Below are 18551 nucleotides of genomic sequence, written 5' to 3' on the forward strand. Positions count from 1 at the left end.
AAGGGCCGCAAAGCGGCCCCGGATTCCTCAGGCCAACTCTTCGGCCTGATCCTCACGCACAACCGCCTTCACCTCATCCAGCCGGCTGATGAACTTCCAGTCCGCCTCGTCGATGTAGATGCCATTCGGCCCGCTACCGCCTTCCAGGTCGATCGCCACACGCGCCGATACCTGCGGCTTCACACTCGCCAGAATCGGCACAAAGCCCAGCTGCAGGCTGGTCTCCAGCAGTGCTGCCTGGTTGCGTTCGTCGATGTCTGCTGCCTCATCCAGGTAGTACGGCAGGCGAATGCGCCCGGCGAGGTCACGGTCCATCAAGTGCAGCAACAGGTACATGTTGGTCAGCGCCTTGATGGTCATGGTGGTGCCGTTGGACGCCGCGCCGTCGATGTCGGCGTGGATGATCGGCTGGCCGTTGACCTTGGTGATCTCGAACGCCAGCTCGAACAGGTCCTTCAGGCCCAGCTGGTTGTGGTTGGCCGCCACCAGCCGTGCCAGGTACTCCTTGGCCTCTTCGTTCTTGTTGTCCTGCTCGGCGCTTTGGGTCAGGTCGAACACCGACAGCGTTTCGCCTTCTTCGTACTGGCCGGCACTGTGGATGATCTGGTCGATGTGCTTGAGCGCTTCCTTGTTCGGTGCCAGCACCACGCGGAAGCTTTCCAGGTTGGACACCTGGCGCTTGTTGATCTCGCGGTTGAACAGGGCCAGTTGGTGCTCGAGGCTGTCGTAGTCGCTGCGGATGTTGCGCAGGGTACGGGCAATGTCGGTGACCGCAGCGCGGCGTGCCTTGGCCAGGGTCAGGGCTTCGTCGGTGCGGTGCGCGTAGGCGTTCACCAGCAGTTGCAGGCGGCGTTCCATATCGTCTTCGCTGTCAAACTTGGCCACGCCTTTCAGGCGCACCTGGGCGTACAGCGCCTCGATCTGGTTATCCACGCGCTGCAGGCCTTGCCAGCTGTCCTGGTAGTCATTGAGCAGCGGCAGCAGGTTGTCCATCGAGTCGTCGATGGCTTCCATGAACGGCGTGCCGTAGGGCAGGTCGGCCGGCAGCAGTTGACGACGGCGCAGGGCGTCTTCCAGGGTGCGTTGCTTGGACTCGAGGTCGCCGATCTGGCGGCCGACCAGCTGCAGCTTGGCCGACAGCTGCTGGACGCGCTCGGTGAAGGCGTCGCTGGAACGCTTCAATTCGTCCTGGGCAGCTTCCAGCTGCGACAGTTGCTCCAGCTTTTCCGGCTCTTCGGCGGTCAGGGTTTCGCTGCGGCGGAAGTCTTCAAGCGCCTTTTGCGCATCCAGCACTTCCTGGTACAGGGTCTCGGTTTGCGCCTTGGAGGCGGAGCGGTCGGCGGCTACGGCTTGCTGGGTCTTGAGCTGTTTCAGCTCTTTTTCCAGGCGCTCTTTCTGGTCGCGCAGGGCGGCACGGTCGGCCAAGGCCTGCAGTGCCGGCGGGTCGATGTGGGTCAGGTCGATGGCCAGGCCCGGGGCTTCGAAGCGCTCGCCCTTGAAACCGTCGAGCACCGCTTCCAGCGATTTTACCCACAGGTCGCTGTCGTCCAGCTCGATGCCACGGTCGCCCAGCGGCAGGCTGAACAGCGCGCCGTTGAACAGGCGCATCAGGCGGTCGACGTCGGCTTGCGAGAACTCTTCGCGCAGGCGGGCGTAGCTGTTGTTGTCGGCGTGGTCGAGCTGCTGCTTGACCTGCTTCAGGCGTTTTTCCAGGTCGCGTACGCGTTCGTCGAGGTCTTCGGCGCTGAACTGCCGCGACTGGGCCAGGGCGCCGGCCAGTTCGTCGTGGGCGTCCTTGGCTGCCAACAGTTGCTGTTCCAGGACCTTGACGTCATCGACCAGGGCAAAGCGGTGCTTGAGCACCGACAGCTCGCCCAGCCAGCGCTGGATGCCGGTGATTTCACGCTCCAGGCGCATCAGCTCCTGAGTGCCGCCGCGTTGGTCGTTCTGCAGGCGGTCCTGCTCGCCACGGTAGTGCTCGGACTGGATGACCAGCTCTTCCTTGCGCGCCATGGCGTATTCCTGCCAGGTGCCCAGCAGGGTGTCGAGTACGGGCGAAATGCGGTGCAGTTTGCCGCGCAGGATATCGCGCTGGGCTACACCACCGGCCAGGGCCTCGACCAGCGGGCCGGCAGCGACCAGGGCGTTGTAGTCCTGCTCCATGCGGCGCACGTCGCGGAACGCTTCTTCGCACGCGGCGATGTAGTCGACGCTGCCCGAACGCAGGCTGTGCTCGAACGCGTCGAGGAACAGTTGCTTGAGCTTGGCGGCGGTGATTTCGCGCATGTGCAGCAGGTTGATGAACAGCGCGCGGAAGGTTTTCAGGCTTTGCTCGCTGGTGGAGCGCAGCGGGATCATGGTCAGGTCCAGCGGCACCGAGGTGTGGCCGCCAACCAGCAGGCGGCGCAGTTCGTCCGGCTTCAGCTCGTAAGCCTTGATGCCTAAGCGTTCAAGGTTGGTGAACAGCTCTTTCTGGCGCAGGCAGGTGTCGTTCTTCTGGTAGTGGGCCAGGTCCAGTTCGCCCTTGTAGGCAAAGAACTGGTGGCCGAAACCGCCACCCGGGCCGCGGCCGACCACGCCGATCACGTGCGGGCCGTGCGGCAGGCTCAGTTCGCAGAGAATGTACGAGGTGTCGCTGGCGAAGTAGAAGCGGCGCGACTGCTCCAGGCTGTACTTGCCGAAGCTCATGTCCGACATGCGTGCCAGGATCGGGAACTGCAGGGCGTTGATCGACGCCGATTTACCCAGGTTGTTGGCGCCGTACACCGACAGCGGGTGCTCCAGCGGGAACAGGCCAAGGCTGTAGCCGGCGGTGTTGAGCAGTGCGAAGCGGCGGATGCCGTAGCGTTCCTGGCTCATGCGTCAATCTCCTGTTGCTCTTCGCGGATGGCCCGGGCCAGGGCTTCTTCTTCGCTTTCCTCGCCGTCGAACGGGCTGAGGTCCAGCGGGTCGTCGGTGCGGTTGAGTTCTTCGGGGCTTTCTTCCTCGACCAGTACCGGGGTCGGCAGCGGCAGGTCGCTGTGCAGGGTGGCGGCCAGGTCGCGGTCCTGCTGCACCGACAGGCACACATCGAGGAAGCGGTGCATCGGCGGCAAGAAGCGGTAGATGCCGCCTTCCTCAAAGGCGAAACCAAGCTGGGTCATGCGGCGCAGGATTTTTTCTTCCAGCTCGTCCACGGTCTGCACTTCGGCCTGCAGGAACAGGTCGCGGTACTTGTCCAGCAGCGAGGGCAGCTCGTCACGGCCAATACTGCCGCCATCGAGCACGGCCATCGGGTCGCGGCCCTGGTCGGCCAGATGCTCGACCAGGATGAAGGTGAACAGCGACAGGCGCTGCGCGGTCTTGTTCACCTGTGCGGCGGTCATGTCCGGCACGAAGTAGTAGAAACCACGGGTGTCGCACACCAGCTCGAAGCCCAGGGCCTTGAACAGGGTGCGGTACTGGTCCTGGAAGTTCGACAGCTGGGCGTACAGCTCCGGGTCGCGGCGGCTGACGTGGAAGCCTTTGAACAGCTCGCGGAAGATCGGTGCGAGCTGGGACAGTTCGGAAAGATCAAGATGCATGGGCTGGGCTCGCGTTGGGTTCGGTAGGCGCGCTGGTGGCGTCTTCGCGGCTGGAGGTCAGGGCGAACGAGCGCAGGCTGACCAAGTGTTCCTGGGTGGTGTATTCGCGGCGGTCGAGGCGTTCGCGCTTGAAGCGCTTTTCCCGCGACAGGCGCGAGAACCAGTACAGCAGCTCGTCGGTGGCGCCCTCGGGTTCCTGCTCCAGCAGCCAGACCATCAGGTCGGGCAGCGGCAGGGCCTGTTCGCAGCGTTCGGCCATCTCTTTGACCGTGCGCGGTGCACGGGGCAGGGCGCCGGACTGGGTCTTGTGGGCCTTGGGGAAGCGCGCCGGCTTGGGCTCGAAGCGGGCCAGGGCGTACACATAGGCCTCGACCTGGCTGGCGCTGCCCAGGAAGGTGCTTTGCGGGCGGGTGAACATCGGCATGGCCGCTTGCGGCACGGCATCGATGCCCTTGCGCCGGATCACCGACAGGGCCAGCGCAGCGCCACGGGTCACGGCGTTGTGCCGGCGGGCTTCTTCACGCAGCGGCAGCAGCAGTTCACGGGCATGGCGCAGGGTGAGCTGGGCGCTGGTCTGCATTTCCAGGATGCGCGCGTGGGTACGCAGCAGCATGTCGTCGTCGACCAGGTGGCCCAGGCGGGCCTGTTCGCCCAGCAGCTTCAGCAGCACGGTCTCGACCTTGCGCACGCCTTGTTCGAAGGCGCCGTCGGCATTCACCAGCTGGATCATCGGCTCGACGTATTCATCCCAGGTGGCCAGGACTTCAGCGTAACGCTGGCGCAGCGGGATCTGGCGGTTGCTGGTCTTGGCCCGTTCGGCCACGGCCACCAGCGCCTGCTCGTCGTTATCGAGCTTTTTCAGCACATCGCGCACACGCATGTCGAGCAGGCGCAGCTGGCGCGCCAGGTCGTCGCTGTCGCGGTTGTCGAAGGCGTCCTGGATGTGGCCGGCCAGGCGTTCCAGGTGGCGCAGGTAGGCTTCGATCTCCAGGCACAGGCCCAGCCGGTGTTCGCGGCGCAGGTAGGCGAGGAAGTCGTGGATCTGCGCGTTGAGCTCGAAACGGTTCGGGCTTTTGGCCACCGGGACCAGGATATCCAGGCGGATCCATACGTCGAGCAGCTGGGTGATGTCCTGCGGGGTGCTCTCGACCTGTTGACGGGCCACGTGCTGGCGCAGCTCGACCAGGCTCAGGGTGCCCTGGTCGAAACGCTCGCACAGCGGCTCGATCAGGGCCCAGTGTTCGGCTAGGGCGCGCAGGACGCGCTTGGGTTCGATCATTGGCTTCGACTCGTTGCCAAGAAAAAGGGGGCGATTGTACTGCATCCGGGGGGGAGGTTTTCACCCCTTGGTCTGTAATGAGAGATAACCTTATGGCTAATAAGTGTATGGCGTTGTTTTTGGGGTGGTTTTGAGATCGAGCGCCGCCCGCGCGGCGCATCGCGAGCAAGCTCGCTCCTACATTTGTTTCGGGCCAGTAACGCCTGTGCCAGCGCGCGCGACCGCCTTGATTGCCCGACTCGATATCGAGGTGTACATCAAAAGGCCGTGCGCCTGTGCCTCAGGAATAATTGGCCCGAAACAGATGTAGGAGCGAGCTTGCTCGCGATGCGCCGCGCGGGCGGCGCTCGGTCTGATAGGCGCTGCAAAAACCAAGGCGTACGCGTTAGAATGCCCCCCTATTTCCGCCCCTCGGACACCCGCTCTTGCTCACCGAACCCCGTCGCCGCGCCTACCTTTCCGCCATGCAAGTGGTGCACTGGCTGCCGCGCGCCGAACTGCCGTTCGCCGCACCGTCGCGGCCCGAGCTGCTGCTGCCGGTCGCACCGGTCGAGGACATCGATTTCGAGGTCAGGCCGGCACCGGCTGCAAACAATGCGCCCGCCGCCCCTCAGGCTCGCTCCGGCGAGCGGCCAAAAATCGAAATCCCGCGCCCGGGCAGTGCGCCCAAACCGGCTGCCAAGCCTGTCGAGGCCGAGGAACAGCCCGCACCGCCGCGACCGGCCCCCGTGCCGCCCCCGCGTTTCTCGCTGCAACTGCTGCGCGCCGGCAGTTGCCTGCTGCTGGTCGAACTGGCCACCGGCCAGCCGTTCCAGAGCCGCGACCCGTCCTACCTGCTGCTCAAGGACATGCTGCGCGCCGCCGGCCTGCCTGACGCCCCGCAGATCATCGGTGAACCGGTGCGCTGGCCGTTGCTGGTGCGAGGCAACATGGACCAGGGGCCGGAAGCCGCGCGTGATTTTGTCCGGGGCTTTGTCCAGGCGCGCCTCGAAGATGCCCCGAGCACTTGCCTGTGGCTGATCGGCCTGCCGGCGCTGCGCTTTGCCGCCAATGCCGACGCCGAAGCCTATTACCAAACCCTGACGCTCGACGGCCTGGGCGACGCCTGGGCACTGCCGGGCCTTGAACTGTTGATGGACGAGCCGCAGCGCAAGGCGGACGTCTGGAAAGCCATGCGCCAGCTGATGGCGCGCTGGAAGAGCGTTGAATGAGTGAATCGATCAGTTTCCGCCCGATGACCGAGGCGGATCTGGATGCCGTACTTAAGATCGAATATGCCGCGTTCAGTCATCCCTGGACCCGCGGGATCTTTCAGGATGCGCTCAAGTCGTACGAAATCTGGCTGATGTTCGACGGCCAGCAGCAGGTAGGCCATGGCGTGATCAACGTGATCATCGACGAGGCGCACCTGCTCAACATCACCGTCAAGCCGGAAAACCAGGGCCGTGGCCTGGGCCTGCGCCTGCTGGAGCACCTGATGGCCCGGGCCTACCAGCTCAATGGTCGCGAGTGCTTCCTGGAGGTGCGTGCCAGCAACCAGTCGGCCTATCGTTTGTATGAGCGCTACGGCTTCAACGAAATCGGCCGCCGCCGCGACTATTATCCGGTTGCCGGGGGGCGCGAAGACGCGCTGGTGATGGCGTGCACCCTGCTTGAGGACTGACCGAGCATAGCCGCTACCACCTTTGGCCTGGTTTTCTTTGTTCTCTATGCACGGATGGATAAAGGATGAAAAAACGGCTTCTGGTGGCGGGCCTGCTGATTGTTGGTGCAGCACACGCCGACGAACGCGACCTGTGGATGTTCGCCCAATGGGCTGGCGACCATCAAACCCGGCCTTTTCGTGAAATGCTGGTGGATGCCCGCCTTTACGGCGTAGTACCTATCCACCAGTTGCTGCGCTCGGCCTCGGACTGGAAGCTATGCCAGGCGTCTCCCTTTGCCGTGCCGCCTGCCAGCAACTGGTCGGCTGTACGTTCGACCCTCTCGCTGATCAAGACGCTTGATGATCAAGGCATCCTGCGCCAGTTTGAAGTGGTCTCTGCCTACCGTAACCCACGCCTGAATACCTGCGCGGGTGGTGCTGCCAACAGTGCCCATACCCGCGCCTTCGCCGTCGATATCCTGTTGCCGGCCTGGGCCGATCCCAACCCGCTGTGCCGCTTCTGGCAGCAGTATGGCCAGGCCTGGAACATGGGCCTGGGGCGCTACCCGTCCGGGCGTATCCATGTGGATACCGCCGGCTATCGCACCTGGGGCGTCGATGGCAGCGCCGGCTCGTCGTTCTGCATCAAGCCCAAGTGAGCCAGGCAGCGCTGGCATTCGCTTGTGACCCATTCAGCAAAACGCTGACGCTTGCCGCCGTCTTCGACCGGTTGTGGGCTGAGCAGGTGGTAGGCCGAGCCATCGCGCACAAAACCGAAGGGCGCCAGCAACTGCCCGCTGTCGAGTTCGTTGCGCACCATCAGGGCTGAGGCCATGGCCACGCCCAAGCCGGCGCTGGCGGCCTGGATCGACAGGTAGAAGTGCTCGTAGTCGCTGCGTTCGTTATGCCGCGCCTGCTGGCCGCTGAGGCGTAACCAGGTGGGCCAGGCGCCGGGGCGGGTGGTGCTGTGCAGCAAGCGCTGGCCGTTCAGCTGGTTAGGGGCGGTGGGGTGGCACACCGGGCCGATCCATTCGTCGCAGATTTTCTGGTTGTACAGCTGGTTATCCCAGTGAAAGTCGTCGCGGCGGATTGCCAGGTCGACACCGCTACGGGCGAAGTCCAGCGGCCCGCCTGCGGCTACCAGGTGCAACTGCAGGTCGGGGTGGTCGGCATGGAAGCGAGGCAGGCGCGGGATCAGCCAGCGCATGGCGATGGTCGGCTCGCAGGACAGCACCAGCACATTGTCGCGGGCCTGTTGTTGCAAGCGCTGCACGGCGCCTTCGAGCTGTTCGAAGATCGCCTGGGTAGTGCCTTGCAGGGCGCGGCCGGCTGGGGTGAGGAAAATGGCCCGGTTACGGCGTTCGAACAGGTCCACGCCGAGGTGTTCTTCAAGCAGGCGTACCTGGCGGCTGACGGCGCCGTGGGTGACGTGCAGGTGCTCGGCGGCGCGCACGAAGCTTTCGGTCTGGGCGGCGACATCGAAGTAGCGGAAGGCGTTGAGTGGCGGCAGTTTCATGGTTTTATGTTTTTAGGCCCGGCCTCTTCGTGGGCACTACACCTCTGTGAAAAAAACTATCAGATTTCCCTTACTATAAATCGATTTTTCCTCGCCATTAAGCGCTCGATAATTGCGCGGTCTGTGCATTTCCATCGCCTATCGAGAGCCACCCGCATGACCGAACTCATCGCCGTCGCCCTGTTCACCTTGCTCGCCGTCATCAGCCCTGGCGCCGATTTCGCCATGGTCACCCGCAGCAGTTATGCACAGGGTCGAAGGGCCGGGCTGGCCGCTGCGGTGGGCATTGCGCTGGGCGTGCAGGTGCATGTGCTGTACACGGTGTTGGGCATTGCAGTGCTCATCAGCCAGAGCCCGGCTTTGTTCTTCACCATGAAAGTGCTGGGTGCGGGCTACCTGATCTATCTGGGCTACCAGTCATTGACCAATACCCGGCGCATCAGCCTGGAGGGTGTAGGGCAAACCGCTGGTGGCGCGCTGCAAGCCCTGCGGACGGGCTTTCTGACCAATGCCCTCAACCCCAAGACCATGTTGTTTGTCATCAGTGCGTTCACCCAGGTCGTCCAGCCCGGCAGCCCGTTGGGGCTGGATTTCGCCTACGGCGCGTTCATGTCCTTTGCCCATTGGCTGTGGTTCAGCCTGGTGGCGGTGTTCTTCTCCAGCACGGCATTGCGCAAGGCGATGATCGATCGGCAAGTGCTGGTGGACCGAGTGATCGGGCTGGCGTTGATCGGGCTTGGTTTGGCAGTGGCGGTGACGGGTATACGTTGAGGCGGCGATTGCAAGTTGGGGTGATGGCCACTTAGAATAGAATCATTCCCATTTGCGAAGCTTCGCGATGAAACCAACCCCTCCCGCCGCCGTAGACAGCCTGGATGCCTTGTACAAGGGTTATCACAGTTGGTTGCTGGTGTGGTTGCGCCAGCGCCTGAACTGCCCGCAGCATGCCGCAGACATGGCCCAGGACACGTTCGTTCGTTTGCTCAGTGCTGGCAGTTACGTCGCCCCTCGCGAGCCCCGGGCCTTGCTGGCGACGGTGGCGCGGCGCCTGCTGATCGACCGTGGCCGTCGGCACAAGCTTGAGCAAGCCTATCGCGAAGCGTTGGCGCTGCATGTGGAACAGATGGAGCAAGCGCCTTCTCCCGAGCAGATTCACGCGGCAATACAAGCCCTGGAGCAGATCGATCGGGCCTTGTCGCGCATGCAGCCGCGGGCACGCCAGGCGTTTGTGCTGCGCCATCTCGAAGGCCTGAGCCACAGTGAAATCGCCGAGCATTTGCAGGTGTCCACCAAGAGTGTGCAAGGCTACCTGGTGCAAGCGCTGCTGGCCTGTCACGCCGCCGCAGAGGCCTGCCTGTGAGCCCGGAAGTTCTTCATGAGGCCGCCGAGTGGTTCGTGCGCCTGGACGACCAGCCCAGCGGCCGCGACCGTGAGGCATTTCGTGCCTGGCTGGAGCAGGACAGCGAGCACCTCGAAGCCTTCCAGCGCATGCAGGAAACCTTGGCCCCCTTGCAGGTGCTCAAGCAGGCGCCAGCCCGCAGCGCACTGCAGGCGTTCAAGCAACAACGGCGTTCGGCCAACGCCATGAAGGCGCTCGCGCTGGCTGTGGTGCTGGCCTTGCCGTTGGTGCTGTTCGTGCAGCAGGGGCCGGCCTACCTGCTGGCCGATATTCGCACCGGCAGCGGCGAATGGGCCACGCGGCAGTTGCCTGATGGCAGCGTGCTTCGGCTGGATGGTGGGTCTGCCGTCGACCTGGACTTCGATGACCGGACGCGGACGGTTCGCCTGCTGCGCGGGGAAATCCTGGTGGATGTGGCCAAGGATGCCGGGCGTCCGTTCAAGGTGGTGACCGAACATGGCAGTGTGCGGGCGTTGGGCACGCGTTTTGTCGTGGAGCAGTTGGCCGAAGGCTCGCGCCTGGCAATGATCGAGTCCACGACCGAAGTCGACAGCCATGGCCAGCGCCGGGTGGTATCGGCAGGCCAGGAACTGCATTTCGACGCGACGGGGCCAGGTGAAGTACAGCCTGTCGACGGCAGGAGCGTGGAGCAGGCCTGGGCCCGGCACCAGCTGGTGGTGCGCGAGCGGCCGCTGGTCGAGGTGCTCGAACAACTGAGCCGTAACCATTCGGGTTACCTGCTGTTCGATCGCAAGGCCTTGGCGAACATTCGCGTGACCGCTGTCTTGCCGGCCGACGACAGTGAGCGTGCATTGCGCCTGTTGGCACGTAGTCTGCCGCTGGGCATCGATCACTACACGCCCTGGATCACGCGGGTGCGCTACCTGCCTGAATCCGAGTTCAGATAAAAAACATTCCTGCCTGCTTCCAGTTCTCGATTTCCGTGCGTCCTTGTCGTAAGCCAACATAACGGAGTATCGGGAACATGCTTTCGAATTTGCGCGCGCGCATCCCTTTCACGCCTCGCAATGCGCTGGCCCTGGGGCTTCACCTGGGGCTGGGCAGCCTGCCGCTGCTGCTGGCGCCTGTGGCCGCAGCCCAACAGCAGGTGCAGCGCTATGACATCCCGGCAGGGCAGTTGGGGGATGTGCTCAGCAGCTTCGCTCGCCAGGCCGGCGTGGCAATTTCGTTCGACGCCAGCCAGGTGGCAGGGCGGCGTAGCACCGGCTTGCAGGGCAGTTACGGCGTGAATGAAGGGTTTGCCGTGCTGCTGGGCGGGCAGGGGCTGCAGGCGCAAGGGAGTGCCGATGGCTTTGTGCTGGTCAGCGTGCCGGGCAATGACGGGGCGCTGGAGTTGGGCGCCACCACCATCAATAGTCAGTTGCTGGGTAGCACCACCGAGGGCACGGGTTCGTACACCACGGGTATCACGAACGCCGCCACCAAGCTCAACCTCAGCCTGCGCGAGACGCCGCAGTCGGTCAGCGTGATGACCCGCCAGCGGATGGAAGACCAGAACCTGCGCAGCATCGGGCAAGTGCTTGAGCAAACGCCAGGGGTCAACGTGCAGAGCCCTGGCAGTGACCGCCTGTATGTGTTCTCTCGTGGGTTGGCGATCGACAGCTACCAATATGACGGCATGCCCACCACCACGTTCGCCTTCAGCCAGGCGCTGCCCCAGGCGCTGTCGGACATGGCCATCTACGACCGGGTCGAAGTGGTGCGGGGCGCTACCGGGTTGTTGACCGGGGCGGGCGACCCGTCCGGTACGGTAAACCTGGTGCGCAAGAAGCCAACGGACCACTTCAAGGGCTACATCAGTGGCGGCCTCGGTTCCTGGGACCTGTACCGCACCGAATTGGATGTGTCCGGCCCGCTGACCGACAACGGCGCGGTGCGCGGCCGTGCCGTGGCGGCGTACCAGCAGGCCAACCGCTTCACCGACCACCTGCAGCAGCAGAAGACCATCGTGTATGGCGTCAGCGAGATGGACCTGACGCCGGATACCCTGTTCACCCTGGGCGTGGAGTACCTGGACAGCGACCCGCGTGGCTTCTCCACCACCGGCTTGCCGGTAGTGGCCACCGACGGTTCGGGGCGTGGCTTCCAGTACCGCATGCCACGCTCATACAACGGTGCCAGCCGCGATAGCAGCAACCATCAGGAGTCGGTGAACACCTTCACCTCGCTTGAGCAGCGTTTGGGCGAGGGCTGGTCGCTCAAGCTCGCCGCCAACTATCTGTACGGCACCCGCGATTACGACTCGGTCATCGTCGGCACCACCACGGGCGTGGTCAACCCGACCACCGGCGACGGTTTGCGTTACACCGCCACCAAGGGTGACAACACGCAGAAGCAACGCGGTATCGATGTGATGCTCAGTGGCCCGTTCCAGTTGCTGGGGCGTGAACACGAGCTGGTGATGGGCTTCAATTACCAAAGCTATGAGAACCGCCGCAACGGCTTTGGCAACCTGCTGGCGAACGGCAGCAGCAACAATGGCGTCAGCAGTGTGCCGGTGAACATCTGGACCTGGGACAACCAAGGCCCGACACCGTCCTACAACTTCAACCGTGAAGACGATGATATCGACCAGCGCCAGACCGGGGCCTACCTGGCGACGCGCCTGAAGCCGACGGATGATCTGTCGGTGATCCTGGGTGCGCGGGTCAGCAATTACCAGTACGACGCCCTGTTCCATTACCACGTTGCCAGCCTGCAGCCCTATGACACCGATGACTCGGTCAAGGCCACGGGGGAGGTGACTCCCTATGCAGGCGTGGTTTACGACCTGAACGATGTGCACTCGGTCTACGCCAGCTACACCAGCATCTTCAAGCCGCAGCCGTACCGTAACCAGGCAGGAAAGCTGCTGGAGCCGCGTGAAGGGGACAACTACGAACTTGGCCTGAAGAGCGAGTATTTCGGTGGCCGCCTGAACACCGCCTTTGCGCTGTATGAAGTCAAGCTGGACAACGATGCCGTGGCCGACGGGACCGTGGCCGGCAGTGATGGCCTGATCACCGCGTATCGCGCAGAAAAGACCACCACCCGCGGTATCGACATGGAGGTCAGCGGGGAGCTGGCGCCGGGCTGGAACCTGGCAGCCAGCTATACCCATTCCAGGGTGAAGGACAATGACGGCGAGCGGGTCAAGACCACCATCCCGATGGACATGTTCAAGCTGTGGAGCACTTACCAGCTGCCTGGTGAACTGGAGCGTCTGACCGTTGGTGGTGGTGTGAACTGGCAGAGCGGCATGCACTTTACCGCCACGCCGTGGCAGGTCGGTAACCCGGTGAAGATCAAGCAGGGGGACTATGCCACGGTTGGCCTGATGGCCCGCTACCAGTTCACCCGGCAGTGGTCGGCGACTGCGACCGTGAACAACCTGTTCGATAAGCAGTACTTCAGCTCGTTCGATGACAACTTCAACAGTGCGTCGTACGGCGAGCCTCGCAACTTCATGCTGAGTTCCAAGCTGGAATTCTGAAGTTCTGGATGTCACGCGCTCCTACAGGGAGCGCGAAACGTCTGGAGTTTTTTCGCAGGCAAAGAAAAAGGGCTTACCTTGCGGTAAGCCCTTCGTCTTGTTTGGTGGCTACACAGGGACTTGAACCCCGGACCCCAGCATTATGAATGCTATGCTCTAACCAACTGAGCTATGTAGCCGATGGCGCGCATTATTCTCTTGAACGGCCCCCCTGTCAACACTCATTTCAAAAAAAATTTGCACGCTTTCAAAAACTTAGCGGCCGGGCGCGGTTTCAGCGCACCACAAGCCAGTGCCCGAGCACGCCCTGAAGCTGCAAATGCTGGGCCGCAGCCAAGGATTGCAGGCTTTCCTGTGGCCGGTCGAGGTTGAAATCACCGCTTACGCGCCGATGGGCCATTTGTTCATCCGTCATCCACAGGCGTTGCCCCTGGTACCCGGCCAAGCGCTCCAGCACCTGCCCCAAAGGCATGTCGGTGGCTTTCAGGCGGCCGTTGCGCCAGCTGTCGGCGGTTTTCAGGTCGGCTTTCTGCACCGGGTCGATACGCATGTCATCAAAGGTAACCCGCTCACCCGCCGAGACCATGCGTTGATCCCCCCCTTGGGTGACCATGGCCTTGCCACTGAGTACCACGAGTTCATCATGATCTGCATGACGGGCGACCTGCAGGCGGGTGCCGAACACCTGGATGCGTGCGCTGCCCACTTCCACTTCCATCGCCCGCCCATCGAGCACAACCTCCAGGTACACCTGGCCCTGCACCAGGTGCAGTTGACGCGTGCGGCCGCGCAGGTCGACGTTCATGGCGCTGGCGCTGTCCATGTTAAGCGTGGTGCCATCTGCCAGGCGCGTGCTGCGGCGTTCGCCCACGTCGGTGTGCAGCTCGCTGGCAAGGCGCTGCATCAGCGGCCAGTAGAGGTAGGCTGCGGCGCTTAATACGAGCAGGAACACAAGTGCCAGCCATTTACCCAGGTGACTGCGGCGCACGCTGACCTGCCGTGGGCGGGGGCGGGCGGGTGGTGGCTGCAACTGCTGCCAGAACGTTTCCAGCTCGGCATAGGCGCGAGCGTTTTCGGGTGCCTGGCACCAGGCCGCGAACGCCTGGCGCTGGGCTTCGTCACAGCCGGGTTGGCGCAATAGCGAAAACCACTCCAGCGCTTCCTGCTGTGGGTCGGGCTGCAGTTGCATGGCGGGCATCGGGCTCATGGGTAGGTCTGCTCACGATAGGGGCCGTTTCGCCCAACGATGACAGGGGTATGGGTCAAGGATGCTAATTATATTGAGAACCATTTTCAAGTACGTCGCGACAGAGGGATAAAAAAGGTAGCTATGTATCTATTTGTTTCCTGATAATCGGATCCCAAACCTGAGGACGGAGATTTAGGCAAATGGCCATCAGTAGTGCCTCCACCGCGTCCACCCACGCAACGGCAAACCAAGCCACGCCGCTGGTGATGCGCATCATTGGTTTCTGCGCCCTGGCGCACCTGATCAACGACCTGATCCAGTCGGTGCTGCCGGCGATCTACCCGATGCTCAAGGCCAACTACGACCTGAGCTTTGCCCAGATCGGCCTGATCACGCTGACGTTCCAGATCACCGCGTCGTTGCTGCAACCCTGGGTCGGCTTTTTCACCGACCGCCGGCCGACACCGAACCTGTTGCCGATGGGCACCTTGTGCACGCTGGTGGGCATCGTGATGCTTGCTTTTGTGGGCAGCTTCCCGATGATCTTGCTGGCCTCGGCGCTGGTCGGTATCGGCTCATCGACGTTCCACCCGGAAACCTCGCGTATTGCACGCTTGGCCTCTGGCGGGCGCTTCGGCCTGGCCCAATCGACCTTCCAGGTGGGCGGCAACACCGGTTCGGCCCTGGGCCCGCTGCTGGCGGCGGCCATCGTCATTCCATTCGGTCAGACCCACGTCGCCTGGTTCGGCCTGGCCGCGCTGTTCTTCTTTGGCGTCACCTTGATGCTGCGTGGCTGGTACAAGGAGCACCTCAACCAGGCCAAGGCGCGCAAGGCGGTGCAAGCCACCCACGGCATCTCGCGCAACCGGGTGATCGCGGCGCTGATCGTGCTGGGCTTGCTGGTGTTCTCCAAGTACTTCTACATGGCCAGCTTCACCAGCTACTTCACCTTCTACCTGATCGAGAAGTTCGATGTGTCGGTGGCCAGCTCGCAGCTGCACCTGTTCCTGTTCCTCGGCGCGGTGGCGGCCGGCACGTTCTTTGGCGGGCCGATCGGTGACCGCATCGGGCGCAAGGCGGTGATCTGGTTCTCGATTTTGGGCGTGACGCCGTTCACCTTGGCACTGCCGTATGCCGACCTGTTCTGGACCACGGTGTTGAGCGTGGTGATCGGCTTTATCCTGGCGTCGGCGTTTTCCGCGATCGTGGTGTATGCGCAGGAGCTGGTACCGGGCAGCGTGGGCATGATCGCCGGTATCTTCTTCGGGCTGATGTTCGGCTTTGGCGGCATCGGCGCGGCGCTGCTAGGTTATGTGGCGGACCTGCGCGGTATCGAATATGTGTACGGGGTGTGCTCGTTCCTGCCGCTGTTCGGGTTGTTGGCGGTGTTCTTGCCGAGTACCGGTAAGCGCTAACATTGCCGGGGCTGCTTTGCAGCCCATCGCCGGCAAGCCAGCTCCCACCCCGGCTGCACAGACCTTGAGCCATGTGCAAAACCTGTGGGAGCTGGCTTGCCGGCGATGGGGCGCGCAGCGGCCCTGACGATTGACGACCTGACACCCTTGGCCTAGAGTGCCGCCTCTTTTTCCAACCACCTGCGTAGTAGTCAAAGCAATGCGCCGTACCCAGTCCCTGCCACACGCCCGTCAGCCTGCCTTCCAGGCCTTGCGTCGTGCGTGGCCGAGCGACACGGTGCTCAAGCGCCGCCGCAGCGTGCTGTTTGCCTTCACCTTCTCGCCACACCTCGCCTGAACTGATCTGCGCTTTTGCGTCGCTCGCCACCCTGGCGTGCGCGCCTGTGTCTGCACGTCTTTTCGGTTTGCAAGGAGTGGTACATGAACATGCGTTTGCTGGCGGGCCTGTTGTTCGCCGTTTCGGTCGTGGGTTTCAGTTTGGGGGCCAGCTTGCCGTTGGTGTCGTTGCGCCTGCATGAAGCGGGGGCGAGCACCCTGGAAATCGGCATCATCTCGGCCATCCCTGCTGCGGGCATGATGCTCTCGGCGTTTCTGGTCGATGCCTGCTGCCGTCACCTCACCCGGCGCACCATCTACTTGCTGTGTTTCAGCCTGTGCACGGTCAGCATTGCCTTGCTCGAGTCGGCATTCGGTTCGCTGTGGCTGCTGGCGCTGCTGCGCCTGGGCCTCGGGCTGGGCATGGGGATCGCCATCATCCTCGGCGAGTCGTGGGTCAACGAGCTGTGCCCGGAGCACAACCGCGGCAAGATCATGGCCCTGTATGCCACCAGCTTCACTGGCTTTCAGGTGCTCGGCCCGGCCATGCTGGCGGTGCTGGGTGCCGATAGCCCGTGGATCACCGGGGTGGTCACTGCCTGCTATGGCCTGGCGCTGCTGTGCATCGTGCTAACCGTGCCCAATGACCATGTCGAACATGAAGAGGGCGAAAAGAGCTTTGGCCTGGCCGGGTTCTTCCGTGTGGCGCCGGCGCTGTGCGTGGCGGTGCTGTTCTTCTCGTTCTTCGATGCCGTGGTGCTGTCGCTGTTGCCGGTGTATGCCACCAGCCATGGGTTTGCCGTGGGCGTCGCAGCACTGATGGTGACCGTGGTGTTTGCTGGCGACATGCTGTTCCAGCTGCCGCTGGGCTGGCTGGCGGACCGGGTGGAGCGCACCGGGCTGCACCTGGTGTGCGGGCTGGTGGCGATGGCGATCGGCATCGGCCTGCCTTGGCTGTTGAACCTCACCTGGCTGCTGTGGCCGCTGTTGGTGGTACTGGGCGCGGTGGCAGGGGGTATCTACACCTTGGCGCTGGTGTTGATCGGGCAGCGCTTCAAAGGCCAGGACCTGGTCACTGCCAACGCCAGCGTAGGGTTGCTGTGGGGCGTGGGGAGCCTGATCGGGCCGCTGCTCAGTGGCGCGGCAATGAATGTGGCGCCACATGGCTTGCCCATGGCGCTGGCGCTGATGGCCGGGTTGTTCGTGTGTTTTGCCAGGCAGTCGTACCGGCGTGCGGGGCGCATACGCGCTGTGGCGCAGTGATGACCGTTCAGGCTGCGCCGACGTTTACCCAGAAGCGCGTCCTGTAGTCGACCCGCACAGGCAGGCTGCGAGTGAGCAGTTGCAGGACCTGCTCGGTGTCAGCCAACTGGAAGGTGCCAGACACTTTCAAGCTTGCCACTTCAGGCGCGCAGCGCAACAGGCCTGGACGGTACCGGTCGAGTTCGGCGACAAACTCGGCCAATGGCATCTGCTGCACACTGAGCACTCCGTCGGTCCAGCCCCACGGGTCGCTGTGCAGCGTCACTGCGTGGATGCTGCCATTTGCCCCGACCTGCAAGGTTTCGCCCTGCTCGATTTGCCGCGCAGAGGCGGAGGAGGGGAACAGCGTAACTTCACCACGACGCACCGACAGCAGCAGGCCCTGGCTGTTTTCGCGCAGCAACAGCTGGCTGCCGAGTGTGGTCAGCGGGCCGACACGGGTGTCGATACGGAACGGTCGGTTGTCATTCGGGTTGCTGTCCAGGCTGACCTCGCCGTGGATCAGTTCCAGCCGGCGTTGCGCTGCGCTGTAGCGCACGTCGATGGCGCTGGCGGTGTTGAGCTGGATGCGGCTGCCGTCGCTGCCTTGCCATTGGCGCCGTTCACCTGTGGCGGTGCTGCTGTCGGCCAGCAGTTGTGGCAGGCCCAACGGTTCGCGTGCGGCCCAGCCCAGGCTGCCGCCCACGGCCAGGAGCCCCAGCAACTTGAGGTGGTTCCGGCGGCTGACGCGTTGGCGCTGGCCGCCGTCCAGGGTGCGCCGGCTCAGGTCCTTGGGCAACGCGGCCATCTCGTCACTGAGGTGGCTGACACGTTGCCAGGCCAGCGGGTTATGCGGGTGGCTGGCCAGCCATTGCCGGAACTGTTGCTCGGTGCGTGGGCTGGGGCGGTCGAAGCGCAGTTTCACCAGCCAGTCGATCGCCTGGTCGACCTGTGCCTGCGCGGGTGTGCTGTCAGGTGTCGGCATAGCGCAACCGGTAGCAGACGCCCAGGGCCTTGGCCAGGTCGCGCTCGATGGTGGCGCGGGATACGTCCAGCTGCTGGGCGATCTGCACGATGCTCAAACCGTCCAGTTGGGCCAGCAGAAACGCCTGGCGTACACGCGGTTTCAACTGGTGCAGGGCACGGTCCAGGCGCTCCAGGGCATCGAGGATGACCAACCGGTCTTCCTCGCTGGGCACTTCAGCCTCGGGCAAGTGTGCGAGACTTTCCTGGTAGGCCCGCTCCAGTGCGCGGCGGCGGAACTGGTCGATCATCAAGCCACGGGCGATGCTGCTGAGGTAGGCGCGTGGCTCTTTCAGCGGCGATACCTGGCGGGCGCGCAGCAAGCGCACGAAGGTATCCTGAGCCAGGTCGGCGGCATGCTCGCCGCAACCGACCCGGCTACGCAACCAGCCGCGCAGCCAGGCATGGTGGGACTGGTACAGCAGAGCGACCTCGGCCGGTTTGAGCGTGTCGTTGATCTGCATCGTAGCGA

Annotated in this window: 17 protein-coding genes and 1 tRNA gene; 10 read left to right on the forward strand and 8 right to left on the reverse strand. The window is 63.6% G+C overall.

Annotation, left to right across the window (positions count from 1 at the left end; genetic code table 11):
* Positions 1–27: 27 nt before the first annotated feature.
* From mksF to mksB, 3 genes are read right to left on the reverse strand one after another with little or no spacing between them, the layout of a single operon-like run.
* Positions 28–2859: an Mks condensin complex protein MksF gene (gene mksF, locus QQ992_RS03810; protein ID WP_286112253.1), complete on the reverse strand. Its 2832-nt coding sequence runs from the start codon at positions 2857–2859 to the stop codon at positions 28–30.
* Positions 2856–3563 (reverse strand): Mks condensin complex protein MksE, encoded by a 708-nt coding sequence (mksE, locus tag QQ992_RS03815; protein WP_104833488.1) that lies wholly within the window; start codon positions 3561–3563, stop codon positions 2856–2858. The genes mksF and mksE overlap by 4 nt, the downstream gene beginning before the upstream one ends.
* Positions 3553–4842, reverse strand: a complete 1290-nt coding sequence (gene mksB / locus QQ992_RS03820) for an Mks condensin complex protein MksB (RefSeq protein WP_016713342.1) — start codon at positions 4840–4842, stop codon at positions 3553–3555. The genes mksE and mksB overlap by 11 nt, the downstream gene beginning before the upstream one ends.
* 425 nt (positions 4843–5267) lie before the next feature.
* Here mksB and QQ992_RS03825 point away from each other — a divergent pair, with 425 nt between their 5' ends.
* The 3 genes from QQ992_RS03825 to QQ992_RS03835 all read left to right on the forward strand — a co-directional run bounded on the left by QQ992_RS03825 (position 5268) and on the right by QQ992_RS03835 (position 7146).
* A complete protein-coding gene (locus QQ992_RS03825; protein WP_119368799.1) occupies positions 5268–6053 on the forward strand; it encodes an energy transducer TonB in 786 nt (261 codons plus the stop codon).
* Positions 6050–6505 (forward strand): ribosomal protein S18-alanine N-acetyltransferase, encoded by a 456-nt coding sequence (rimI, locus tag QQ992_RS03830; protein WP_016713340.1) that lies wholly within the window; start codon positions 6050–6052, stop codon positions 6503–6505. Before QQ992_RS03825 ends, rimI begins: the two co-directional genes overlap by 4 nt.
* A 65-nt stretch (positions 6506–6570) precedes the next feature.
* Complete coding sequence (locus QQ992_RS03835; protein ID WP_286112254.1) at positions 6571–7146, forward strand: D-Ala-D-Ala carboxypeptidase family metallohydrolase; 576 nt, start codon at positions 6571–6573, stop codon at positions 7144–7146.
* Here the strand turns inward: QQ992_RS03835 and QQ992_RS03840 are convergent.
* A complete protein-coding gene (locus tag QQ992_RS03840; RefSeq protein ID WP_286112255.1) occupies positions 7086–8003 on the reverse strand; it encodes a LysR substrate-binding domain-containing protein in 918 nt (305 codons plus the stop codon). The genes QQ992_RS03835 and QQ992_RS03840 overlap by 61 nt on opposite strands.
* A 156-nt stretch (positions 8004–8159) precedes the next feature.
* Between QQ992_RS03840 and QQ992_RS03845 the strand changes: the two genes are divergently transcribed.
* The 4 genes from QQ992_RS03845 (at position 8160) to QQ992_RS03860 (ending at position 12895) form a co-directional block, all read left to right on the forward strand.
* On the forward strand, positions 8160–8774 hold the full coding sequence (locus QQ992_RS03845) for a LysE family translocator (protein ID WP_286112256.1): 615 nt from the start codon (positions 8160–8162) through the stop codon (positions 8772–8774).
* Between the two features lie 67 nt (positions 8775–8841).
* Positions 8842–9363, forward strand: a complete 522-nt coding sequence (locus tag QQ992_RS03850) for a sigma-70 family RNA polymerase sigma factor (RefSeq protein ID WP_286112257.1) — start codon at positions 8842–8844, stop codon at positions 9361–9363.
* Positions 9360–10310, forward strand: a complete 951-nt coding sequence (locus tag QQ992_RS03855; RefSeq protein WP_286112258.1) for a FecR family protein — start codon at positions 9360–9362, stop codon at positions 10308–10310. The genes QQ992_RS03850 and QQ992_RS03855 overlap by 4 nt, the downstream gene beginning before the upstream one ends.
* Positions 10311–10387: 77 nt before the next feature.
* Positions 10388–12895, forward strand: a complete 2508-nt coding sequence (locus QQ992_RS03860; protein ID WP_286112259.1) for a TonB-dependent siderophore receptor — start codon at positions 10388–10390, stop codon at positions 12893–12895.
* Positions 12896–12997: 102 nt separating this feature from the next.
* On the opposite strand, the gene QQ992_RS03865 is transcribed toward QQ992_RS03860, so the two are convergent.
* Together QQ992_RS03865 and QQ992_RS03870 are read right to left on the reverse strand one after the other, a co-directional pair.
* Positions 12998–13074 (reverse strand) — tRNA-Met (locus QQ992_RS03865).
* A gap of 95 nt (positions 13075–13169) precedes the next feature.
* The gene (locus tag QQ992_RS03870; RefSeq protein ID WP_286113897.1) at positions 13170–14093 is read right to left on the reverse strand and encodes a FecR family protein; all 924 of its coding nucleotides are present in this window, start codon (positions 14091–14093) and stop codon (positions 13170–13172) included.
* A 191-nt stretch (positions 14094–14284) separates the two neighbouring features.
* Between QQ992_RS03870 and QQ992_RS03875 the strand changes: the two genes are divergently transcribed.
* From QQ992_RS03875 to QQ992_RS03885, 3 genes are all read left to right on the forward strand, one after another.
* Complete coding sequence (locus tag QQ992_RS03875; RefSeq protein WP_060500226.1) at positions 14285–15499, forward strand: MFS transporter; 1215 nt, start codon at positions 14285–14287, stop codon at positions 15497–15499.
* A gap of 199 nt (positions 15500–15698) precedes the next feature.
* Entirely contained in the window at positions 15699–15836 is a 138-nt protein-coding gene (locus tag QQ992_RS03880; RefSeq protein ID WP_003247435.1) for a hypothetical protein, read from the forward strand.
* Positions 15837–15919: 83 nt separating this feature from the next.
* On the forward strand, positions 15920–17077 hold the full coding sequence (locus QQ992_RS03885) for an MFS transporter (RefSeq protein WP_060500224.1): 1158 nt from the start codon (positions 15920–15922) through the stop codon (positions 17075–17077).
* 7 nt (positions 17078–17084) lie between these two features.
* Here the strand turns inward: QQ992_RS03885 and QQ992_RS03890 are convergent, their stop codons facing one another.
* Together QQ992_RS03890 and QQ992_RS03895 are read right to left on the reverse strand one after the other, a co-directional pair.
* Complete coding sequence (locus QQ992_RS03890; protein ID WP_286112260.1) at positions 17085–18041, reverse strand: FecR domain-containing protein; 957 nt, start codon at positions 18039–18041, stop codon at positions 17085–17087.
* Positions 18028–18543, reverse strand: a complete 516-nt coding sequence (locus QQ992_RS03895) for a sigma-70 family RNA polymerase sigma factor (RefSeq protein ID WP_060709595.1) — start codon at positions 18541–18543, stop codon at positions 18028–18030. The genes QQ992_RS03890 and QQ992_RS03895 overlap by 14 nt, the downstream gene beginning before the upstream one ends.
* Positions 18544–18551: the final 8 nt, after the last annotated feature.

This window comes from Pseudomonas kurunegalensis (genome assembly GCF_030291635.1).
In the GTDB taxonomy this organism is placed as follows: Bacteria; Pseudomonadota; Gammaproteobacteria; order Pseudomonadales; family Pseudomonadaceae; genus Aquipseudomonas; species Aquipseudomonas monteilii.